This window comes from Burkholderia sp. TSV86 (genome assembly GCF_001522865.1).
Lineage (GTDB): Bacteria > Pseudomonadota > Gammaproteobacteria > Burkholderiales > Burkholderiaceae > Burkholderia.
Window position 1 is genome coordinate 65,911 of sequence record NZ_LOWB01000115.1, and the last position, 21,074, is coordinate 86,984.

Below are 21,074 nucleotides of genomic sequence, written 5' to 3' on the forward strand. Positions count from 1 at the left end.
CGACCTCGGCCTGCTACGACGACTGCGTCGCGTTGCTCGACGCGATTCCCCAGCGCGCGAGTGCCGCGTCATCCACGCTGCGGGCGTCGACCCAGCGTTCGCCGGCGTGCGTTTTCTCTTTCTTCCAAAACGGCGCCTGCGACTTTAGATAGTCCATCACGAACTCACAAGACGCAAACGCGTCGCCGCGATGCGCGGCGACCGTTGCGACGAGCACGATCTGATCGAGCGGATAAAGCTTGCCGACCCGGTGGATGATCGCCACGTCGATTCCCGGCCAACGTGCGAGCGCATCGGCCGCGATCGCGCCGAGTGCTTTTTCGGTCATTCCCGGGTAGTGCTCGAGTTCCATCGCGTCGATTTGATCGCCGTCGTTCAAATCCCGCACCGTGCCGACGAAGCATGCGAGCGCGCCGATCTTCGGATTGCGCGCGCGCAATGCTGCAAGTTCGGTGCTTACGTCGAAATCGCTTGTCTGCACTCGCACTATTGCCATTGACGGTTCCTTTGTCGACCAGAGTTAGCGCTTTAGCGCTTACTCTGGTCCCATGCCTTGGTTGGTGTGAGTTAGCGCTTTAGCGCTTACTCACACCCCATGGCGGTCGACCACAGCGAGCGCTTCAGCGCTTACTCTGGTCCCATGCCTTGGTTTCGGCCTCCACTCCAGTTCCATGCGCGGTTGACTGAAATTGGGGTTCCATGATTTTTTCGACTACAACGCTCAACCCAAATCGGCCAAACAGAGCCCATACCCCCGCCTCTCCACTCTCCAAATTCACCCCCCCGTTACTGGCGGAAAAAACGCCACTTCACAGCCGTCGGTAATCCGCGTTCCTGCATCCGTCATCGTGTGGTCGCACGCCATTCGCAGCGCGCGGCCGTCGGCAAGGGTCTCCGCCCACGCACCGCCGCGCGTGCGCAGCCATGCGCGCACGTCGCCCACTGTCACGATGCCGTCCGGCACCGTAACCGTCTCGCTCGCGACGCCCAGCGCCTCGCGCACGCTCGCAAAAAATCTCAATTCAATCTTCATCGTCAATGTCCGCGGCCCGCTCAGCCGAGCAGTTCGGAAAAAGGAATGAAACGCACCGTCTCGCCCGCGCTGATCGCATGATGCGGCGGGTTATCGATGAGCCCGTCGCCCCAGACCGTCGAGGTCAGCACGGCCGAACTCTGGTTCGCAAATAAATCGAGCCCGCCCGCTGCGTTCACGCGCGCGCGCAGGAATTCGTTGCGGCGATCTGCCTTGCCTTGCGTAAAATCGGCGCGCAGCGACAGCGCGCGCGGCGCGACCTGCGTTGCGCCGGCCATACGCAACAAAAAAGGCCGCACGAACAGCAGAAACGTTACGAAGCTCGACACCGGATTGCCCGGCAGGCCGATGAAATAGGCGTCGTCCGTCGCGCCGGCGGTGTCGCCGCGGCGGATCGAGCCGAACGCGAGCGGCTTGCCCGGCTTCATCGCGATCTGCCACAGTGCGAGCCGCCCTTGCGCTTCGACTGCGGGTTTCACATGATCCTCGTCGCCCACCGAGACGCCGCCGCTCGTCACGATCACGTCATGCTCGCGCGCCGCGTCGCGCAACGCCGCGCGCGTCGCGTCGAGTTGGTCCGGAACGATTCCGTAATCGGTCACGTCGCAGCCGAGCCGCTCAAGCAGCCCGCGCAGCGTAAAACGGTTCGAGTTGTAAATCGCGCCGGGTTTGAGCGGCTCACCCGGCATCGTCAGCTCGTCGCCCGTAAAGAACACGGCGACTTTCACGCGCCGCGTGACCGTGAGCGTCGCACAACCGATCGATGCGGCAAGCCCCATTGCTTGCGGCGTGATGCGCGTGCCGGCGGGCAGGATCACTGAGCCGTTTCGGATATCGGCGCCTTGCGCGGTGATCCATTCACCCACGGTGGGCGTGTGCAGAATGTCGACGTGATCGCCGACGATTTCCGTCTGCTCCTGCATCACGATCGCATCCGCGCCGGCCGGCACGCTCGCGCCCGTAAAAATGCGCGCCGCCGTGCCTGGCTCGAGCGGCGCGGCCGCATGGCCGGCCGCAATCCGCTGCGATACCGGCAGCCGGCGTTCGCCGCGCATCAGGTCCGCGACGCGCACCGCATAACCGTCCATCGCGCTCGTGTTCATCGGCGGCACATCGAGCGGCGATACGACGTCGGCGGCGAGCACGCGGTTCAGCGCATCGAGGCTCGGGACGGTTTCCGTTTCGGTGAGTGGGCGCGCGGCCGCGAGAAGCGTCGCGAGCGCATCGGCTGTCGACAGCATCGGCGCTCGCGGCGTCTGGGTGTTGAGTTCGGACATCGTCGAATGAAAATAACCGGATGCCGACATTGTAGCGACGGCGCCGATGCTTCGCGTGCGGTGCGCTCGGCCGCATGCGCTCGCAGCGTGCGGCCGAGCGCATGCGCGCCGGTCGAGCCGCGAGTGGGAAAGGCGAACGCGTCCAGGAGCAAGCGCCTCACGCCTCACGCCTCACGCCTCACGCCTCACGCCTCACGCCTCACGCCTCACGCCTCACGCCTCACGCCTCACAAAAATGATAGGCCGCGCCGATCGTTCCGCGCCCCGGGGTTGCAGCGCAAATCGTCCCGCATTTCGTCCGATCAAACCGCCGCGAACCACGAAGCGATGCCAGCGGCCCTTGCCGGCGCAGCCGGCGAAAGCACGCCAGCGCCCGAGCCGGCACCCCTCGGCCGCCGGCGCCGCTTCGCCGTGCATGCCGTCCGCTCAGGCTCCCGCCGTATGCGCGGCGATAAACGCCTTCACCAGCTGCGCGTCCGCGTCGACGACCGTGAAGCGCTGCGGCAGCGCCTCGAGCCCCTCGAACGCCGCCGGCCGGCCAGGCTCGCGGCCGAGCGCCTCGCGAATCGTCTCGCCGAACTTGATCGGCTGCGCGGTCTCGAGCACGATCATCGGCACGCCCGGCTGCAAATGCTCGCGCGCAACCTTCAGGCCGTCGGCGGTATGTGTGTCGATCATGGTTCGATAACGCTCGAACACGTCGCGAATCGTCGCGATCCTGTCATCATGCGTACTGCGCCCCGACACGAAGCCGAACTCGGCAACGCGCGCGAAATCGCCGCTCGCGGCCAAATCGAAACCACCCTTCTCGTCGACGTCGCGGAACAGTTGGACGACGCGCTCCGGCTCGCGGCCCAGCAAGTCGAACACGAAGCGCTCGAAATTCGACGCCTTCGAGATATCCATGCTCGGACTGCTCGTGTGATAGGTGTTTTCCGCGCTGCGCACACGGTACGCTCCCGTGCGGAAGAATTCGTCGAGCACGTCGTTCTCGTTGGTCGCGACGACGAGCCGCTCGATCGGCAACCCCATCATCCGCGCGATATGGCCCGCGCAGACGTTGCCGAAATTACCGGACGGCACGGTGAACGACACGCGCTCGTCGTTGCTGCGCGTCGCGGCGAAGTATCCCTTGAAGTAGTAGACGACTTGCGCGACCACGCGCGCCCAGTTGATCGAATTGACCGTGCCGATCTGGTGCGCCGCCTTGAAGGCGTGATCGTTCGACACCGCCTTCACGATGTCCTGGCAATCGTCGAACACGCCTTCGACCGCGAGGTTGAAGATGTTCGGGTCCTGCAGGCTGTACATCTGCGCGGTCTGGAACGCGCTCATCTTCTTGTGCGGCGACAACATGAACACGCGCACACCCTGCTTGCCGCGCATCGCGTACTCGGCCGCGCTGCCCGTGTCGCCCGACGTCGCGCCGAGGATGTTGAGCGTCTGCCCATGCTTCGCGAGCGTGTACTCGAACAGGTTGCCGAGCAACTGCATCGCCATGTCCTTGAACGCGAGCGTCGGGCCGTTCGACAGTTCGAGCAGCGCGAGCTTCGCGCCGTTCTCGACGCCGAGCGTGGTGAGCGGCGTGATGTCGGCCGCGTTCGCGCCGTCGCGCACGTGGCGATAAACGTCGGCCGTGTACGTGCGGCGCGTGATCGCGCGCAGCTCGTCCGCGGCAATGTCGTCGGAGAACTTCGACAGGATCTCGAACGCGAGATCCGCGTAAGACAGCGTGCGCCAGCGCGCGAGTTCGCCTTCGGAGACTTTCGGGTATTCGGACGGCAGGTAAAGCCCACCGTCCTTCGCAAGGCCGCCGAGCAGAATGTCAGAGAACGTGTGGCGCTCGCCAATGCCGGCGCCGCGCGTGGAGATGTAATTCATGTCGAGCCTTTAGTTGAGCGCTTCCATCCGCAGCTTCGTCACCTTCGAGACGACCGTCGACAGCGCTTCGATCTGCGTGATCGCCGCGTTGACGTGCTTCTCGAGCGTCTCGTGCGTGATCAGGATGATGTCGGTCTCGCCGTTCGCGTCGTCGACCTGCTCCGACTCCTTTTGCAGCAGCGCATCGATCGAAATGCCCGATGCGGCCAGAATGCGTGTGATGTCGGCGAGCACGCCCGTTTGATCGGCAACGCGCAAGCGCAAGTAATAGCCGCTCGTGACCTCGTCGATCGGCAGGATCGGCGTGTTCGACAGACTGTCCGGCTGGAACGCGAGATGCGGAACGCGATGCTCGGGGTCGGCCGTGTGCAGGCGCGTCACGTCGACGAGATCGGCGACGACGGCCGACGCCGTCGGCTCCGCGCCCGCGCCCTTTCCATAATAGAGCGTCGTGCCGACCGCGTCGCCATGCACGACGACCGCGTTCATCGCGCCCTCGACGTTCGCGAGCAGGCGCTTTGCCGGAATCAGCGTCGGATGCACACGCAACTCGATGCCGCGCTCGGTGCGGCGCGTGATGCCGAGCAGCTTGATCCGGTAGCCAAGCTCCTCCGCATAGCGGATGTCGGTCGCGGCGAGCTTGCTGATGCCTTCGACGTATGCGCGCTCGAACTGCACCGGCACGCCGAATGCGATCGCGCTCATGATGGTCGCCTTGTGCGCGGCATCGACGCCCTCGATATCGAACGTGGGATCGGCTTCCGCGTAGCCGAGCTCCTGTGCGGCCTTCAGCGCGGTCGCGAAATCGAGCCCGCGGTCGCGCATTTCCGACAGGATGTAGTTCGTCGTACCGTTGATGATGCCGGCGATATATTGGATCCGGTTCGCGGTCAGGCCCTCGCGCAGCGCCTTGATGATCGGGATGCCGCCCGCGACGGCCGCCTCGAACGCGACCATCACGCCCCGCGCGCGCGCGGCCTCGAAGATCTCGGTGCCGTGCACCGCGAGCAGCGCCTTGTTCGCGGTCACGACGTGCTTGCCGTTGGCGATCGCGCGCAGCACCAGGTCGCGCGCGATGCCAGTGCCGCCGATCATCTCGGCCACGATCGCGATCGAAGGATCGTCGACGAGCGCGTTGAAATCGTTGCCGATCGACACGCCGGCCGCATCGCCGCCAAGCGCGGCGAGCGCCTTGGCCGGATCGCGCACCGCGACTGCCGCGATCTCGATGCCGCGCCCCGCGCGGCGCTTGATTTCCTCCTGATTGCGGCGCAACACCTTGAAGGTGCCGCCGCCGACAGTGCCAAAGCCCAACAGGCCAACTTTGATCGGTTCCATGCTGCGTGTGATCGATTGAATATAGAGAAGAGGGAGCCTGCGGCCTCAGGCCGAATGGCGTTTTCGATAACCGTCGAGAAAGCGCGCGATCCGCTCGATCGAATCGGTCAAATCGTCGACGTTCGGCAAAAAGACGACACGGAAGTGATCCGGCGCCGGCCAGTTGAAGCCCGTGCCCTGCACGAGCAGCACGCGCTCCTTGAGCAGCAGCTCGAGAATGAACTGCTGATCGTTGCCGATCGGGTAGAGTTTCGGATCGAGCCGCGGAAACATGTACAGCGCCGCATCCGGCTTCACGCATGATACGCCCGGGATCGATGTCAGCATCTCGTATGCCAGCTCGCGCTGCTTGTACAGACGCCCGCTCGGCACGATCAGCTCGTTGATGCTCTGGTAGCCGCCCAGCGCGGTCTGGATCGCGTATTGGCCGGGCACGTTCGCGCACAGGCGCATCGACGACAGAATGCCGAGCCCCTCGAGATAATCGTTCGCGCGCCGGCGGTTCTCGGCCGTCAGGCCCGCCACCGACATCCAGCCAGCCCGGTAGCCGCACGACCGGTAGCTCTTCGACAGGCTGTTGAACGTGACCGTGATGACGTCCTCGGCCAGCGACGCGAGCGCGGTATGCGTCTTGCCGTCGTAGACGATCTTGTCATACACCTCGTCGGCGAAGATCACGAGGCCGTGCTCGCGCGCGATCGCGATCAGCTCGAGCAGCAGCGCGTCCGGATAGAGCGCGCCCGTCGGATTATTCGGATTGATGACGACGAGCGCCTTGGTGTTCGGCGTGATCTTGCGGCGGATGTCGTCGCAATCGGGCAGCCAGCCGTTCGCCTCGTCGCAGACGTAGTGCACGGGCGTGCCGCCGGACAGGCTGACGGCCGCCGTCCAAAGCGGGTAATCGGGCGCGGGCAGCAGCACTTCGTCGCCGTCGTTCAGCAGCGCCTGAGTCGCCATCACGATCAATTCCGACGCGCCGTTGCCGATGTAGATATCGTCCAGCCCAACGCCCTTCACGCCCTTTTGCTGCGTGTAATGCATGATCGATTTGCGCGCGGCGAACACGCCCTTCGAATCCGAGTAACCGGACGACGCCGGCAGGTTGCGGATCATGTCCTGGATGATCTCGTCCGGCGCTTCGAAGCCGAACGGGGCCAGATTGCCGATGTTCAGCTTGATGATCCGGTGGCCCTCGTCTTCGAGACGCTTCGCATGCTCGAGGACAGGGCCCCGGATGTCATAGCAGACGTTGAGCAATTTGTTCGATTTTTGAATCGGTTTCACGACGGGCACGTTCCTTGGATAATGCGGCGGACTCGAAGAAGGACGGGGATCGAAACGGGAGGGCGGCCGGTAGGCCGAAAGTGGCTTCGCACGTGCGCCGGGCGCGGCGCGGCTTGTGACCGGGACGTCGCGAGACACAAACGCCGCCCGGGAGCGGCTAAAAAGTTATAATTTAGCGGATTTTGGCTGACTTTCGCAATGCATCAACCAGGCGGCACGAACCGGGCCGTTGTTGCCGCCCTTTTTTGCGGCCCTTTTCGAAACCGCGCCAGATCGCGGAAAACCGATTTGAAACTGCACCAGGATTCGAGCAATACGCTCAACACCGTCACCGGCTATGGCCCCGGTTACGTCGACATCAATCTCGAACGCCACACGCATAGCGTGATCGTGCTGCCGGGCGCGCCCGTGGCCGCGTGGCCCGTCGGCTCGTTCGACGCGCTCGCCCCCGAGCATTTCGCGCTGCTGCTCGAGCCGCAGCCCGAAGTGGTGATCTTCGGCAGCGGCGCGAAGCTGCGTTTTCCGCATCCGCGCCTGACCGCGCAGCTCACCGCGCAGCGTATCGGCGTCGAGACGATGGATTTCCAGGCCGCGTGCCGGACATACAACATCCTGATGGCGGAAGGCCGCAAGGTTGCCGCGGCGCTGCTGATCGAGCGTTGAACGATCGTTAAGCAATCGTTAAGCCGCGCCCCGCTATAACTGCGCGGCGGCGCATGCCGCGTCCTGCGGGCGCGCCGCCCTCCACCCCACCCTTTACGACAAGACTATGAACGATACGCCGTCGAGGCTACCGCTCAACCGTGCCACCCTGCTTCTGCTCGTCGCGGCGCTCGCCGTGATCTGGTTCGCGCCGCTCGGCCTGCGCCACCTCGTGCCGAGCGACGAGGGCCGCTACGCTGAAATGGCCCGCGAGATGTTCGCGACGGGCGACTGGATTACACCGCGCTACAACGGCTACAAATACTTCGAGAAGCCGCCGCTGCAAACCTGGATGAACGCGCTGACGTTCGCATGGTTCGGCCTGGGGGAATGGCAAGCACGCCTCTACACGGCGCTCGCGAGCTTTGCTGGCGTACTGCTGGTCGGCTTTACCGGCGCGCGCGTATTCAACCCGCGCGCGGGCCTGTTCGCCGCGCTCGTGCTCGCGAGCGCGCCGTACTGGAACCTGATGGGCCACTTCAACGCGCTCGACATGGGATTGTCGCTGTGGATGGCGCTCACGCTGTGCTCGCTCCTTCTCGCTCAGCGGCCCGGCATCCCGAAGCGGGCCGAGCGCGGCTGGATGTGGCTGTGCTGGGCGTCGATGGCGCTCGCCGTGCTGTCGAAGGGGCTCGTCGGCCTGATCCTGCCCGGCGCCGTGCTCGTCCTCTATACCGTCATCGCGCGCGACTGGGCGCTCTGGAGACGGCTCTATATCGTGAGCGGGCTCGTGATCTTCTTCGCGATCGCGACGCCGTGGTTCGTGCTCGTCCAGCAGCGTAACCCCGAGTTCTTCAATTTCTTCTTCATCGTCCAGCAGTTCCGCCGCTATCTGACGCCCGAGCAAAACCGCCCTGGCCCGCTCTACTACTTCGTGCCGGTGCTGCTCGTCGGCTTTCTGCCGTGGCTGTCCGTCTGCTTCCAAAGCATCCGCCACGCGCTGCGAATCCCGCGCCAGCCCAACGGTTTCGCGCCGATGCTCGTGCTGATCGTCTGGAGCGGGTTCATCTTCGTGTTCTTCAGCATGTCGCACTCGAAGCTGATTTCGTACTTGCTGCCGATCGCACCCGCGCTCGCGCTTGCGATCGGCGCGTACCTGCCGCTCGTATCGCGCGACCGGTTCCGCCGCCACCTGCTCGGCTATCTGGCGTTCACCGCCGCCGCCGCGATCGGCGCGACGTTCCTGTCGCGCTTCGGCGACACGCGCACGCCGAATGCGCAATATGTCGACTTCCAGCACTGGGTGTATGCGGCGCTCGCCGTCGCGTTCGCGCTGACGGTCGCCGCGCTGTGGCTCAACCGGCGCGGCCAGGCCGGCATCGCGGCGGCCGCGTTCGCCGCCGGCTGGCTCCTGCTCGGCACGATCGGCGGCACCGGCCACGATGCGTTCGGCCGCTACAGCTCAGGCGCGCTGCTCGCGCCCGCGATCCGCGCGCAGCTCGCCAAGCTGCCGCCCGACACGCCGTTCTACTCGGTCGAGATGCTCGATCACACACTGCCGTTCTACATGCGCCACACGACGATCATGGTCGCGCGGCAAGACGAACTCGCGTTCGGCATCTCGGTCGAGCCCGACAAATGGATCCCGACCGTCGATGCGTGGGAAAAGCGCTGGCGCGCCGAGCGCTACGCGCTCGCGCTGATGTCGCCGAGCCGCTACGCGCAGCTCGAGCAGGCGGGCCTGCCGATGCGCGTGATCGCCCGTGACAACCGGCGCGTCGTCGTCGAAAAACCGCAATCCTGAGGAGGACGCGAAGCGATGAATCCCGTCTCGCTTGTTTGCATCGTCACCGGCGTGATGCTGAACGCGTGCGCGCAGCTGCTGCTCAAGGCCGGCGTGCGCGCCGTTGGACACTTCGAATTCACCCGTGCGAACATTGTGCCCGTCGGCCTGAAAATCGCGACCCAATTGCCGATCATCGGCGGGCTTGGCTGCTACGTGCTGTCCGTCGTCGTGTGGATCGTGGGGCTGTCGCGGGTCGACGTGTCGGTGGCATACCCGATGCTCTCGCTCGGCTACGTCGTCAACGCGTTCGCCGCGTGGTATCTGTTCGGCGAGGTGCTGTCGGTCCAGCGCCTGGTCGGCATCGGCATCATTCTGATCGGCGTGTTCGTGCTCGCCCGCAGCTAGAGCGGCGCGCCGAATGCGACAAAAAGTGACGCAACGTTTCGGGCAATCCGTGTCCAATGACGCCTGCCGGACCTTGTCCGATCCTTTCATCCGACCACGAGCGAAGCTTCCATGAGCCAGACTTCCGTTCCTTTCCTGCCGTTCGTCAAGCCCGAGATCGACGAAGCCACCATCCAAGGCGTGGCCGACGTACTGCGCTCGGGCTGGATCACGACCGGCCCGCATTGCCAGCAATTCGAGGCCGCGCTGTCCGACTATCTGGGCGGGCGCCCGGTGCGCGTGTTCAACTCCGGAACCTGCACCCTCGAGATCGGCCTGAGAATCGCGGGCGTCGGCGCGGGCGACGAGGTGATCACGTCGCCCGCGTCGTGGGTGGCGACGAGCAACGTGATCCTGGAAACGGGTGCCACGCCCGTGTTCGTCGATATCGACCCCGTCACGCGCAACCTCGATCTCGATCTCGTCGAGAAAGCGATCACGCCGCGCACGAAGGCGATCATCCCGGTCTATCTGGCGGGCCTGCCCGTCGACATGGACCGCCTGTATGCGATCGCGCGCGCGCACGGCCTGCGCGTCGTGGAAGACGCCGCGCAGGCGCTCGGCTCGACGTGGAAGGGCCGCCGGATCGGCGCGTTCGGCGATCTCGTATCGTTCAGCTTTCATCCGAACAAGAACCTGACGACGATCGAAGGCGGCGCGCTCGTGCTCAACGACGAGGCCGAAGCTGCGCTCGCGCAGAAATACCGGCTGCAAGGCATCACGCGCACCGGCCTGGACGGCATGGACTGCGACGTGCTCGGCGGCAAGTACAATCTGACCGATGTCGCCGCGCGCGTCGGCCTCGGCCAGTTGCCGCATCTCGAGCGCTTCAACGACCGGCGCCGCGCGCTCGCCCGCCGGTATTTCGACGCGTTCGCGCCCGGCGCGGCCGCGGCGCTCGGCGTCGGGCTGCCCATCGCGGACTTCGAGCACAGCAACTGGCATATGTTTCAGATCACGCTGCCGCTCGAAAAGCTCGCGATCTCGCGCGGCGAATTCATGGCGCAGTTGAAGGAGCGCGGAATCGGCTCGGGCGTTCACTATCCGGCAATCCATCTTTTCACGCTGTACCGCGCGCGCGGCTTCAAGGAGGGCATGTTCCCCCACGCCGAGCGCTTCGGCGCATCGACCGTCACGCTGCCGCTGTTCACGCAGATGCGTGACGAGGACGTGCTGCGCGTCGTCGACGCCGTCAACCAGATTTGCGAACAACACGGAAAATAAGCGGACATGAATCACGCAGAAACACGCGCGACGAACCCCGAAGTTTCGGTCGTCATCCCCGTGTATAACGAGGAAGCCGGGCTCGGCGCGCTCTTCGCACGACTCTATCCGGCGCTCGACGCGCTCGGCAGGTCATACGAAGTGATCCTCGTCAACGACGGCAGCCGCGACCGCTCGGCCGCGATGCTCGCCGATCAGTTCCGCGTGCGCCCGGACACGACGCGCGTCGTACTGCTCAACGGCAACTACGGCCAGCACATGGCGATCCTCGCGGGCTTCGAGCAGTCGCACGGCGAGATCGTCATCACGCTCGATGCCGATCTGCAAAATCCGCCCGAAGAGATCGGCAAGCTGATCGACAAGATGCACGAGGGTTACGACTACGTCGGCTCGATCCGCAAGCAGCGCCAGGACAGCCTGTGGCGGCGCAAGGCGTCGTCGGCGATGAACCGGCTGCGCGAGCGGATCACGCGGATCAAGATGACCGACCAGGGCTGCATGCTGCGCGCGTACAGCCGCCGGATCATCGACACGATCAACCGCTGCGGCGAGGTCAACACGTTCATCCCCGCGCTCGCGTACACGTTCGCGCAGAATCCGACCGAGATCGAGGTCGCGCACGAGGAGCGCTTCGCGGGCGAATCGAAATATTCGCTGTACAGCCTGATCCGTCTGAATTTCGATCTCGTCACCGGCTTCTCGGTCGTACCGCTGCAGTGGCTGTCGTTCATCGGCGTGATCCTGTCGCTCGGCTCGGCCGGCCTGTTCGCGCTGCTGGTGATCCGGCGCTTCATCGTCGGCGCGGAAGTGCAAGGCGTGTTCACGCTGTTCGCGATCACGTTCTTCCTGCTCGGCGTGATCATCTTCGCGCTCGGCCTGCTTGGCGAATATATCGGCCGAATCTATCAACAGGTCCGTGCGCGGCCGCGCTACCTGATCCATACCGTGCTCGAGGCGCGCGATGGCAAACCCAGCGTCACGCTGCCCGTCGAGCGCCGCGAGGCCGTCCGATGAAGCCGCGCGCGGTCGTCTTCGCTTACCACAACGTCGGCGTGCGCTGCCTGCAGGTGCTGATCGCGCGCGGCGTCGACGTCGCGCTCGTCGTCACGCACGAGGACAGCCCAAGCGAGAATATCTGGTTCGGCAGCGTCGCGTCGGTGGCGGCCGAGCACGGCATTCCCATCACGACGCCCGCCGATCCGGCGGGCGCCGAGCTGCGCGCGGCCATCGCCGCTGCGCGGCCGGACTTCATCTTCTCGTTCTACTACCGGCACATGCTGCCCGTCGAACTGCTCGCGCTCGCGCCGCGCGGCGCGTACAACATGCACGGCTCGCTGCTGCCGAAATACCGCGGCCGCGTGCCGACCAACTGGGCGGTGCTCAACGGCGAGACCGAAACCGGCGCGACGCTGCACGAAATGGCCGCCAAGCCCGATGCGGGCGCGATCGTCGGCCAGACCGCGGTGCCGATCCTGCCCGACGACACGGCCGCGCAAGTATTCGACAAGGTCACCGTCGCCGCGGAGCAGACGCTTTGGCGTGTGCTGCCCGCGCTGATCGCGGGCGACGCGCCGCATCTGCCGAACGATCTGTCGCAGGGCAGCTATTACGGCGCACGCCGGCCCGAGGACGGCCGCATCGACTGGTTGCAACCGGCCGCGCGCGTCTACAACCTGATCCGCGCGGTCGCGCCGCCGTATCCGGGCGCATTCGCCGATATCGACGGCGCGCGCTTCGTGATCGCGCGCGCGCGCCTCGCGCGCCCCGGCTCGGCAGCCGCGCGCGCCGCCGCCGATTTGCCGCCGGGCCTGCACGTAAGCGATAATGCGCTGTTCGGCGTTTGCGGCGACAGCCGCGCCGTCTCCATTCTCGAGCTGCGCCGGCAGCACGACGGCGGCGAAACCATCGTGTCCCCGGCTCAGTTCGCGCAGTTCATTCATTCTTCCCGTCATTCATGAAAGCTAAAAAAGTCCTGATCCTGGGTGTGAACGGCTTCATCGGCCATCACCTGTCCAAGCGCATTCTTGAAACCACCGATTGGGAAGTGTTCGGCATGGACATGCAGACCGACCGGCTCGGCGATCTCGTCAAGCACGAGCGGATGCATTTCTTCGAAGGCGACATCACGATCAACAAGGAGTGGGTCGAGTATCACGTGAAGAAGTGCGACGTGATCCTGCCGCTCGTCGCGATCGCAACGCCCGCCACCTACGTCCAGCAGCCGCTGCGCGTGTTCGAACTCGACTTCGAGGCGAACCTGCCAATCGTGCGTTCGGCCGTCAAGTACGGCAAGCATCTGGTGTTCCCGTCGACGTCCGAGGTGTATGGAATGTGCGCGGACGAGCAGTTCGATCCGGACGCGTCCGCCCTCACCTACGGGCCGATCAACAAGCCGCGCTGGATCTATGCGTGCTCGAAGCAGCTGATGGACCGCGTGATCTGGGGTTACGGGATGGAAGGCCTGAACTTCACGCTGTTCCGTCCGTTCAACTGGATCGGGCCTGGCCTCGATTCGATCTACACGCCCAAGGAAGGCAGCTCGCGCGTCGTCACGCAGTTTCTCGGCCATATCGTGCGCGGCGAGAACATCAGCCTCGTCGACGGCGGCTCGCAAAAGCGCGCGTTCACGTATGTCGACGATGGCATCAGCGCGCTGATGAAGATCATCGAGAATCCGAACGGCGTCGCGACGGGCAAGATCTACAACATCGGCAATCCGAAGAATAATTTCTCGGTACGCGAACTCGCGAACAAGATGCTCGAACTCGCGGCCGAGTTTCCCGAATACGCGGAATCGGCCAAGCGCGTGCAGCTCGTCGAAACCACGTCGGGCGCGTACTACGGCAACGGCTACCAGGACGTGCAAAACCGCGTGCCGAAGATCGACAACACGATGCAGGAGCTTGGCTGGGCGCCACAGTTCACGTTCGACGATGCGCTGCGCCAGATCTTCGAAGCATACCGCGGCCACGTCGCCGACGCGCGCGCGCTCGTCGAACAGCAAGGCTGAAGGCCGTCTCTTGGCTCGCATCGTCCTCAAGATCGACGTCGACACGCTGCGCGGCACGCGCGAAGGCGTGCCGAATCTCGCGCGCATCTTCGATCGCCACGCCGCGCGCGCGACGTTCCTGTTCAGCCTCGGCCCGGATCACACCGGCTGGGCGATGCGCCGCGCGCTGCGGCCGGGCTTTCTGAAGAAGGTGTCGCGCACGTCGGTCGTCGAGCATTACGGCATCAAGCAGTTGCTGTATGGCGTGCTGCTGCCGGGCCCCGACATCGGCCGCCGCGCAATGGCCGATATGCGCGCGATTCACGAAGCCGGCTTCGAATGCGGGATTCATACATGGGATCACGTGTACTGGCAGGACAACGTGCGGCGTCGCGAGCGCGACTGGACCGTGCGCGAGATGCGCAAGAGCCATCAGCGTTTCGTCGAGATCTTCGGCACGCCGCCCGTCACGCATGGCGCGGCCGGCTGGCAGATGAACGACGCCGCGTTCGAGCAGATCGACGCATGGGGAATGCGCTACGCATCCGACGGCCGCGGCCATTCGCCGTATCTGCCGGTGGTGGGCGGCAAGACCCTCGCGCACGTGCAAATGCCGACCACGCTGCCGACACTCGACGAAGTGCTCGGCACCGGCGGCATCGATTCGTCCAATGTCGCCGCGCATATTCTTCGGCACACCGAACGCAATCCGCATGACCAGGTGTTCACGCTGCATGCGGAGCTCGAAGGCCAGAAGCTCGCGCCGGTGTTCGAGCAACTGCTTGCCGGCTGGCGCGCGCAAGGCCATACGTTTGCGACGATGGGCGATTATCACGCGACGCTGGACCGCGCGGCGCTGCCATCATACCCTGTTGCGTGGGGCGAAGTTCCGGGCCGCTCCGGCGAGCTGATCGTTCAGCCCGACTGAACAAAAGCTGATCGCCAACGCCCGTTCCGCGCTTTTTCATGCAACAGCGCGTTTCGTCGTCCGCATTCGTTTATAACAACAGGAGAAACACGTGTCCGTCGAAGTCGACCGCCCCGTTCCCGATTTCACCGCGCCCGCCACCGGCGGCGAATTCTCGCTGTCGGGCCTCAACGGCAAGACGCTCGTACTGTATTTCTACCCGAAAGACAATACGCCGGGCTGCACGACCGAAGGTCTGCAATTCCGCGATCTTTATCCGAAATTCAAAAAGGCCGGCGCGGAAATCGTCGGCGTGTCGCGCGACAGCTTGCGCTCGCACGAAAATTTCAAGACGAAACTCGAACTGCCGTTCCCGCTGATCTCGGACCCCGACGAAACGCTGTGCACGCTGTTCGGTGTCATGAAACTGAAGAAAATGTATGGCAAGGAAGTACGCGGTATCGAGCGTTCGACGTTCATCATCGACGGCAACCAGGTGCTACGCCACGCGTGGCGCGGCGTCAAGGTGCCGGGCCACGTCGACGAGGTGCTGAGTGCTGTACAAGCGCTTTGAGGCGCGCTATATTGGGCCGCAATGAATGCCTGTCCGCCCCATTTTTCTCGCTGCTGCGCCTGTAATCGACACGATGCGTGCGTGCATCTGACGCGCAGCGCGACGGTTGAAGCCGAGCCGCTTGCCCCTGTTCGGGGGAAGCGGCTTTTTTCATGGTTTTAGCAGCGCGTGCGATGCTCGACGCGCCAAGGAGACGATCGAAATCTAGGCGAACCGGCGATTCGAACCCCATGTTGCGCCACCGCGCGCAAACTGCACGCGCATCAAGCGCGCAGGATGCGAACAGCGGCGCATGCCTGCGACACGATTCATCTCGAGGGACACCATGCCTTTGCCTACTCCCCCCAGCAAGCTCGGCAGCCTGCTGCCGCCCGACGAATACAAGGCGAAAGCACAGCCGGCGAAAGCCGCGAAATCATCTGCAACCGGGGACTCCGATCATGACGGCGCGGCCGAATACGGCCCGGCGAGCGTAGCCGATCCGATGGCGCCCGCCGCGAACACCGCCGCGTCCTTGCGCGCGGTCACGACAGGGGCGTCCGCGACCGACGGCGGCTCCGCGGCGCGCACACGCAAAACCAAGCAGACCGCGGCGTTGCTGCAACCCGTGCCCGCGCGCGACGTGGTCGAGCCCGTCGCGCGCGCGCCGAAGACCACCGACGCGGTGAAGCCGGCCGCCGGCACAGCCGCCGCAACAGGCACCGGCACGAAAACGCGCAGCCGCAAACGTGCCGAAACCGAAGTGCAAAAGCTCTTCGTGCTCGATACGAACGTGCTGATGCACGACCCGAGCAGCCTGTTCCGCTTCGAGGAGCACGACGTCTATCTGCCGATGATGACGCTCGAGGAACTCGACAATCACAAGAAGGGTATGTCGGAAGTCGCGCGCAACGCGCGCCAGGTAAGTCGCACGCTCGATGCGCTTGTCGCCGATGCCGGCCCGATCTCGGCCGGCATTGCGCTCGCGCGCCTCGGCAGCCGCGAGGCGCTCGGCCGCCTGTACTTTCAGACGACGCTCACGCAGATCGAGCCGATCGACGGCCTGCCGCAAGGCAAGGCCGACAACCAAATCCTCGGCGTCGTGCGCGCGTTGCAGCGCGAGCGGCCGGATCGTCAGGTCGTGCTGGTGTCGAAAGACATCAACATGCGGATCAAGGCGCACGCGCTCGGCCTGCCCGCGGAAGATTACTTCAACGACCAGGTTCTCGAAGACAAGGATCTGCTCTACTCCGGCGTGCGCGAGCTGCCGCAGGATTTCTGGACCAAGCATGCGAAAGGCATGGAGAGCTGGCAGGATACGAAGACAGGCACCACGTATTACCGCGTGACTGGCCCGCTCGTCGCGTCGCTGCTCGTCAACGAATTCGTCTATCTCGAGCCGCATAACGGCGAGCCGACGTTCCATGCGATCGTGCGCGAACTGAATGGCAAGACGGCGCTGCTGCAGACGCTGCGCGACTACAGCCATCACAAGAACAACGTGTGGGGCATCACCGCACGCAATCGCGAGCAGAACTTCGCGCTGAATCTGCTGATGAATCCCGAGATCGACTTCGTCACGCTGCTTGGCCAGGCGGGCACCGGCAAGACGCTCGTTGCGCTCGCGGCGGGCCTCGCGCAAGTGCTCGACGACAAGCGCTACAACGAAATCATCGTCACGCGCGCGACCGTGCCAGTCGGCGAGGACATCGGCTTTCTGCCCGGCACCGAGGAAGAAAAGATGCAGCCGTGGATGGGCGCGTTCGACGACAACCTCGAAGTGCTGCAGAAAACCGACGACGCGGCGGGCGAATGGGGCCGCGCGGCGACGCAGGAGCTGATCCGCTCGCGCCTGAAGGTCAAGAGTATGAACTTCATGCGTGGGCGCACGTTCGTCGACAAGTACGTGATCATCGACGAGGCACAGAACCTGACGCCGAAGCAGATGAAAACCCTCGTCACGCGTGCGGGCCCCGGCACGAAAATCATCTGTCTCGGCAACATCGCGCAGATCGATACGCCTTATCTGACGGAAGGCAGCTCGGGCCTCACGTATGTCGTCGACCGCTTCAAGGGTTGGGGGCACAGCGGCCACGTGACGCTCGCGCGCGGCGAACGCTCGCGGCTTGCGGACTACGCGTCCGACATTCTGTAACGCCACGCAAGGCGCCGCTCGATGCGGCCGATGCGTGCAACGGCGTCCGGCATGGCCGGGCGCCGTTTTTGTTTTGGGGTCGAATTTCGATCGAGTGAATCGTCCATCGAATACCACGCTTATGCGTGTAACTTAAAGTAATTTCTCAAGAATTCTTGCGAAAGCCCCGCCGCACCGACTACCATCGCAATATCCGTTGTCATGCGAAAAGCGAGCGCCGCGCGTTCGCCCGCCTCCGATGCTGCGTCTCACGCTGTCCGTTCTCGTCGTCTCATTGCTTGCCGCCTGCGCGGGCGCGCCGCAGAAAACCGCGCGCCCGTCGTCATCCGGCATGTCGATCACCACGCCGCGTGCGTATGCGCCGCCGCGCGGCTTCCCCAATTTCGTCGACCATAGCGTCGGCCGCGAGGAAATCTCGATCCAGGCGATGAGCCTCGTCGGCGTTCCATACCGGTGGGGAGGCAATACGCCCGAAAGCGGCTTCGATTGCAGCGGGCTCGTGCGCTATGTCGTCGACCGCGCCGCGAACGTCAACCTGCCCCGCACGACGGCCGACATGAGCGCGATCGGCGATTCGATCGAGCCAGACGGCATCGCGCCTGGCGATCTGATCTTCTTCAACACGTCCGGCCGGCCGCATTCGCATGTCGGCATCTATGTCGGCAAGCTCCGCTTCGTGAATGCGCCATCGACGGGCGGCACCGTGCGGCTGGATTACCTGACGAACCCGTATTGGGCGAAGCGCTTCGACGGAATTCGCCGCGTTGCGTCGGCAAAGGCAAAGCCGACTCCGTTCGATGCGCCCACTTATCAAGCCAGCCGGCAACCTGACGTGACGCAGCACGCGAGCCCGGCCGCCGCGCCGGCTGCCTATGCGGCAAACACGAGCGCGCCGGTCCGCCCGCGCAGCGCCGCGGCAAATGAAGCGCCGCCCGTGTTCGCGGCGACGAATGCAGGCGCGCCGGCCACCGCGTCGGCTCATGCGGCAAACGCCGCCGCACCGGCACGCCCGGCTGCAACCGGCACGCCTGCCTACGCGGCGAATCGGCCCGATGCGGGCGCGCCATCCCGTCTCGCGGGCGGCACGACGGCCGCCGCATCCGCCGATCCTTACGAGCCGCCGCCGTCGGCGATGTCCGCCGCGCAGCAGCAAGCCCGGGCGGCAGGTGCGATAGACGCGGCGGCCGCTCCGGTCGATTCGGATGCCACTTCATCGCCTGCGTATGCGCCGGCCGCAGGCTCCGCCACGACAACCGCCGTCCGTCCCTCGACGTCTGCCGATCCGATCGACGCCGCCGATGCATTCGAGCCGCCCCCGCCCACTGCACGCGCTGCCGCCCGCCAAGCGCGGCTTGCCGCACCGGGTAGCGCGCAGGTGCTGCGCGCATCGACAGCGGCCGAGCCGCCGGGTGCGGCCGCCCCCGGCACGCACGACGATCCGATCGCCCGTTTCGCGAACGGCAGCTACTGATAGCGCCGGGTGCATGGAGCATTCCCGGGTGCATGGAGCATCCATATGGCGCCGCCAATTCGCGGCACACTGTCGTTCCGACCAAACCCGCTTGATCGTCAGCGCCACAATTACGACACGCGTCGAAACAGCCGTTCGCCTGCGCCGCCAAGCCCGCAATCGAATCCGCGCCCGCACTCCGGCGGCTTGCGCGCCGCATGTCCGCTCCCGCGCCGTCGTAATGCGCGGCTTTGCCTTGCGCCGGCCCAAAAACAATGCGCCGCAGCCTGAACGGCATGCGGCGCACTGCGTGTACTCCGCGTTCGCGTTATCGCGGCGTCGGACGCCGCGCATCGAGGCTCAAAACACTCGATGCCCAATCCACCAGCCGACAGCCGCGATCAGCGCCGACGCAGGAATAGTCAACACCCAGGCCCACACGATGTTGCCTGCGACACCCCAGCGCACCGCCGACAGCTTGCGCGTCGCGCCCACGCCCACTATCGCGCCGGTAATCGTATGCGTCGTCGACACCGGAATTCCCAACCAAGACGCGATGAACAGCGTCACGGCCCCCCCCGTCTCCGCGCAGAATCCGCCCACCGGCTTGAGCTTCGTGATCTTTTGACCCATCGTGCGGACGATCCGCCACCCGCCGAACAGCGTGCCGAGCCCCATCGACAGATAGCACGCACCGATCACCCAGACCGGCGGCGCATCGGCTGCGGCCGACGCGTAACCGGACGCGATCAGGAGCATCCAGATAATGCCGATCGTTTTCTGCGCGTCGTTGCCGCCGTGGCCGAGGCTGTACAGGCTCGCCGACAGCAGTTGCAAGCGCCTGAAGCGCCGGTCGACCTTGCTTGGCGCGGTCCTGAAATACAGCCACGAGACGCCGAGCATGAACAACGACCCGAGCACGAAGCCAAGCAACGGCGAAATGAAGATGAACGCGACCGTCTTCATCAATCCGTCGACGTTGAGCGACGCCCAGCCCGACTTCGACACCGCGGCGCCGACGAGCCCGCCGATCAGCGCATGCGACGAACTCGACGGAATTCCGTAGTACCAAGTGATGATGTTCCAGCCGATCGCGCCGAAGAGCGCGCCGAACACGACGTAGTGATCGACGATGCTCGCATCGATCGTGCCCTTGCCGACGGTCTGCGCAACCTTCAGATGGAAGATGAAATAAGCGATGACGTTGAACGCGGCCGCGAATACGACGGCCTGCTGCGGCTTGAGCACCCCGGTCGACACGACAGTCGCGATCGAGTTCGCGGCGTCGTGAAAGCCATTCATGAAATCGAACACGAGTGCGACGAGCACGAGCGCCGCGACAGCCCATAAAGCGAGTTGTATCGAATGCATCGTGATCCGCTCAGGCGTTTTCCAGCACGATACCTTCGATGATGTTCGCGACATCCTCGCACTTGTCGGTGATCTCTTCGAGCAATTCGTAGATCGCCTTCAGCTTGATGAGCGTCTTGACATCGTCTTCCTCGCGGAAGAGTTTCGACATCGCCGCGCGCAGCACGCGATCTCCTTCGGACTCCCAGCGATCGATTTCTTCGCACGCTTTCAGAATCTGGCTCGACTGCTTCATGTCCGACAACAACGCGACCGCTTCCTGCACGTGCTGCGCGGCCTTCGTGACGATATGCGCAAGCTGGCTTGCCTCCGACGTGACAGCCTGCACGTCATAAAGCGACACGGCCGTCGCGACGTCCTCCATCAGATCGAGAATGTCGTCCATCGTCGTGATCAGCTTGTGGATTTCGTCGCGATCGAGCGGCGTGATGAACGTCTTGTGCAACAAGTCGATCGCTTCGTGCGTGAGCTTGTCAGCCGCTTTCTCGGCCTTCTGCACGTTTTGCTTGTGAATCTCGGCGTCCGCGAGATTGTCGATCAGGAGTTCGAGCTCGCGTCCGCCGGAGACGATGTAATTCGCGTGCGCGTTGAAGATTTCAAAGAACTTGCCCTCGGTGGGCATGAATCGACCGAACATGGGATTCCTGGAAAATGGTCAAACAGCTGTCACAAAAACCGGCGACATTGTACTGTTTTACCGGTTCCCGCGAAGCGTTCGATCGCACAAGTCCGCCCGGACG

19 protein-coding genes and 1 pseudogene are annotated in these 21,074 nt (G+C 64.6%); 11 read left to right on the top strand and 9 right to left on the bottom strand.

Annotation, left to right across the window (positions count from 1 at the left end):
- Positions 1-13: 13 nt before the first annotated feature.
- The 6 genes from WS68_RS21305 to WS68_RS21335 all read right to left on the bottom strand — a co-directional run bounded on the left by WS68_RS21305 (position 14) and on the right by WS68_RS21335 (position 6,813).
- Positions 14-496, bottom strand: coding sequence for a molybdenum cofactor biosynthesis protein MoaE (locus tag WS68_RS21305; RefSeq protein WP_059572639.1), 483 nt, complete (start codon positions 494-496; stop codon positions 14-16).
- Positions 497-775: 279 nt separating this feature from the next.
- Positions 776-1,033 carry a molybdopterin converting factor subunit 1 gene (gene moaD, locus WS68_RS21310; RefSeq protein WP_059572640.1) on the bottom strand — a complete coding sequence of 86 codons (258 nt, stop codon included), beginning with the start codon at positions 1,031-1,033 and terminating at the stop codon, positions 776-778.
- 20 nt (positions 1,034-1,053) lie between these two features.
- Positions 1,054-2,310 (bottom strand): molybdopterin molybdotransferase MoeA, encoded by a 1,257-nt coding sequence (locus WS68_RS21315; protein ID WP_059572685.1) that lies wholly within the window; start codon positions 2,308-2,310, stop codon positions 1,054-1,056.
- A 426-nt stretch (positions 2,311-2,736) separates the two neighbouring features.
- The gene (gene thrC / locus WS68_RS21325) at positions 2,737-4,191 is read right to left on the bottom strand and encodes a threonine synthase (protein WP_059572642.1); all 1,455 of its coding nucleotides are present in this window, start codon (positions 4,189-4,191) and stop codon (positions 2,737-2,739) included.
- Positions 4,192-4,200: 9 nt separating this feature from the next.
- Positions 4,201-5,529 carry a homoserine dehydrogenase gene (locus tag WS68_RS21330; RefSeq protein ID WP_059572643.1) on the bottom strand — a complete coding sequence of 443 codons (1,329 nt, stop codon included), beginning with the start codon at positions 5,527-5,529 and terminating at the stop codon, positions 4,201-4,203.
- A gap of 45 nt (positions 5,530-5,574) precedes the next feature.
- Positions 5,575-6,813, bottom strand: a complete 1,239-nt coding sequence (locus tag WS68_RS21335; protein ID WP_059572686.1) for a pyridoxal phosphate-dependent aminotransferase — start codon at positions 6,811-6,813, stop codon at positions 5,575-5,577.
- Positions 6,814-7,101: 288 nt separating this feature from the next.
- Between WS68_RS21335 and WS68_RS21340 the strand changes: the two genes are divergently transcribed.
- From WS68_RS21340 to WS68_RS21380, 9 genes are all read left to right on the top strand, one after another.
- Positions 7,102-7,476 (top strand): Mth938-like domain-containing protein, encoded by a 375-nt coding sequence (locus WS68_RS21340; RefSeq protein ID WP_059572644.1) that lies wholly within the window; start codon positions 7,102-7,104, stop codon positions 7,474-7,476.
- A 106-nt stretch (positions 7,477-7,582) separates the two neighbouring features.
- The gene (locus WS68_RS21345; protein WP_059572645.1) at positions 7,583-9,259 is read left to right on the top strand and encodes a glycosyltransferase family 39 protein; all 1,677 of its coding nucleotides are present in this window, start codon (positions 7,583-7,585) and stop codon (positions 9,257-9,259) included.
- Positions 9,260-9,274: 15 nt separating this feature from the next.
- The gene (locus tag WS68_RS21350) at positions 9,275-9,646 is read left to right on the top strand and encodes an SMR family transporter (RefSeq protein WP_059572646.1); all 372 of its coding nucleotides are present in this window, start codon (positions 9,275-9,277) and stop codon (positions 9,644-9,646) included.
- Between the two features lie 111 nt (positions 9,647-9,757).
- Entirely contained in the window at positions 9,758-10,909 is a 1,152-nt protein-coding gene (locus WS68_RS21355; RefSeq protein ID WP_059572647.1) for a DegT/DnrJ/EryC1/StrS family aminotransferase, read from the top strand.
- A 6-nt stretch (positions 10,910-10,915) separates the two neighbouring features.
- Positions 10,916-11,923: a glycosyltransferase gene (locus tag WS68_RS21360; protein ID WP_059518175.1), complete on the top strand. Its 1,008-nt coding sequence runs from the start codon at positions 10,916-10,918 to the stop codon at positions 11,921-11,923.
- Positions 11,920-12,867 (top strand): formyltransferase, encoded by a 948-nt coding sequence (locus WS68_RS21365; RefSeq protein ID WP_059572648.1) that lies wholly within the window; start codon positions 11,920-11,922, stop codon positions 12,865-12,867. The genes WS68_RS21360 and WS68_RS21365 overlap by 4 nt, the downstream gene beginning before the upstream one ends.
- Complete coding sequence (locus WS68_RS21370) at positions 12,864-13,919, top strand: bifunctional UDP-4-keto-pentose/UDP-xylose synthase (RefSeq protein ID WP_059518179.1); 1,056 nt, start codon at positions 12,864-12,866, stop codon at positions 13,917-13,919. Before WS68_RS21365 ends, WS68_RS21370 begins: the two co-directional genes overlap by 4 nt.
- 10 nt (positions 13,920-13,929) lie before the next feature.
- Positions 13,930-14,826: a polysaccharide deacetylase family protein gene (locus WS68_RS21375; RefSeq protein WP_059572687.1), complete on the top strand. Its 897-nt coding sequence runs from the start codon at positions 13,930-13,932 to the stop codon at positions 14,824-14,826.
- Between the two features lie 91 nt (positions 14,827-14,917).
- Positions 14,918-15,379 carry a peroxiredoxin gene (locus tag WS68_RS21380; RefSeq protein ID WP_059572649.1) on the top strand — a complete coding sequence of 154 codons (462 nt, stop codon included), beginning with the start codon at positions 14,918-14,920 and terminating at the stop codon, positions 15,377-15,379.
- A 158-nt stretch (positions 15,380-15,537) separates the two neighbouring features.
- On the opposite strand, the pseudogene WS68_RS29070 reads toward WS68_RS21380, so the two are convergent.
- Positions 15,538-15,776, bottom strand: a pseudogene (locus WS68_RS29070) (hypothetical protein).
- Between WS68_RS29070 and WS68_RS21385 the strand changes: the two are divergent.
- A complete protein-coding gene (locus WS68_RS21385; protein WP_059572650.1) occupies positions 15,705-17,513 on the top strand; it encodes a PhoH family protein in 1,809 nt (602 codons plus the stop codon). The pseudogene WS68_RS29070 and the gene WS68_RS21385 sit on opposite strands and share 72 nt — an antisense overlap.
- A gap of 238 nt (positions 17,514-17,751) precedes the next feature.
- The gene (locus WS68_RS21390) at positions 17,752-18,984 is read left to right on the top strand and encodes a C40 family peptidase (RefSeq protein ID WP_059572651.1); all 1,233 of its coding nucleotides are present in this window, start codon (positions 17,752-17,754) and stop codon (positions 18,982-18,984) included.
- A 339-nt stretch (positions 18,985-19,323) separates the two neighbouring features.
- Here the strand turns inward: WS68_RS21390 and WS68_RS21395 are convergent, their stop codons facing one another.
- Together WS68_RS21395 and WS68_RS21400 are read right to left on the bottom strand one after the other, a co-directional pair.
- Positions 19,324-20,334, bottom strand: coding sequence for an inorganic phosphate transporter (locus WS68_RS21395; RefSeq protein ID WP_059572652.1), 1,011 nt, complete (start codon positions 20,332-20,334; stop codon positions 19,324-19,326).
- 10 nt (positions 20,335-20,344) lie between these two features.
- Positions 20,345-20,971 (bottom strand): DUF47 domain-containing protein, encoded by a 627-nt coding sequence (locus WS68_RS21400; protein ID WP_059572653.1) that lies wholly within the window; start codon positions 20,969-20,971, stop codon positions 20,345-20,347.
- Positions 20,972-21,074 lie beyond the last annotated feature (103 nt).

Bases quoted from the DNA above. Each gene is read 5' to 3' on its own strand.
- WS68_RS21400 (WP_059572653.1), bottom strand. From the start codon at position 20,971: ATGTTCGGTCGATTCATGCCCACCGAGGGCAAGTTCTTTGAAATCTTC.
- WS68_RS21345 (WP_059572645.1), top strand. From the start codon at position 7,583: ATGAACGATACGCCGTCGAGGCTACCGCTCAACCGTGCCACCCTGCTT.
- moaD (WP_059572640.1), bottom strand. From the start codon at position 1,033: ATGAAGATTGAATTGAGATTTTTTGCGAGCGTGCGCGAGGCGCTGGGC.
- thrC (WP_059572642.1), bottom strand. From the start codon at position 4,191: ATGAATTACATCTCCACGCGCGGCGCCGGCATTGGCGAGCGCCACACG.
- WS68_RS21390 (WP_059572651.1), top strand. From the start codon at position 17,752: ATGCTGCGTCTCACGCTGTCCGTTCTCGTCGTCTCATTGCTTGCCGCC.
- WS68_RS21365 (WP_059572648.1), top strand. From the start codon at position 11,920: ATGAAGCCGCGCGCGGTCGTCTTCGCTTACCACAACGTCGGCGTGCGC.
- WS68_RS21385 (WP_059572650.1), top strand. From the start codon at position 15,705: ATGCCTTTGCCTACTCCCCCCAGCAAGCTCGGCAGCCTGCTGCCGCCC.
- WS68_RS21315 (WP_059572685.1), bottom strand. From the start codon at position 2,310: ATGTCCGAACTCAACACCCAGACGCCGCGAGCGCCGATGCTGTCGACA.
- WS68_RS21305 (WP_059572639.1), bottom strand. From the start codon at position 496: ATGGCAATAGTGCGAGTGCAGACAAGCGATTTCGACGTAAGCACCGAA.
- WS68_RS21370 (WP_059518179.1), top strand. From the start codon at position 12,864: ATGAAAGCTAAAAAAGTCCTGATCCTGGGTGTGAACGGCTTCATCGGC.
- WS68_RS21350 (WP_059572646.1), top strand. From the start codon at position 9,275: ATGAATCCCGTCTCGCTTGTTTGCATCGTCACCGGCGTGATGCTGAAC.
- WS68_RS21355 (WP_059572647.1), top strand. From the start codon at position 9,758: ATGAGCCAGACTTCCGTTCCTTTCCTGCCGTTCGTCAAGCCCGAGATC.
- WS68_RS21360 (WP_059518175.1), top strand. From the start codon at position 10,916: ATGAATCACGCAGAAACACGCGCGACGAACCCCGAAGTTTCGGTCGTC.
- WS68_RS21330 (WP_059572643.1), bottom strand. From the start codon at position 5,529: ATGGAACCGATCAAAGTTGGCCTGTTGGGCTTTGGCACTGTCGGCGGC.
- WS68_RS21395 (WP_059572652.1), bottom strand. From the start codon at position 20,334: ATGCATTCGATACAACTCGCTTTATGGGCTGTCGCGGCGCTCGTGCTC.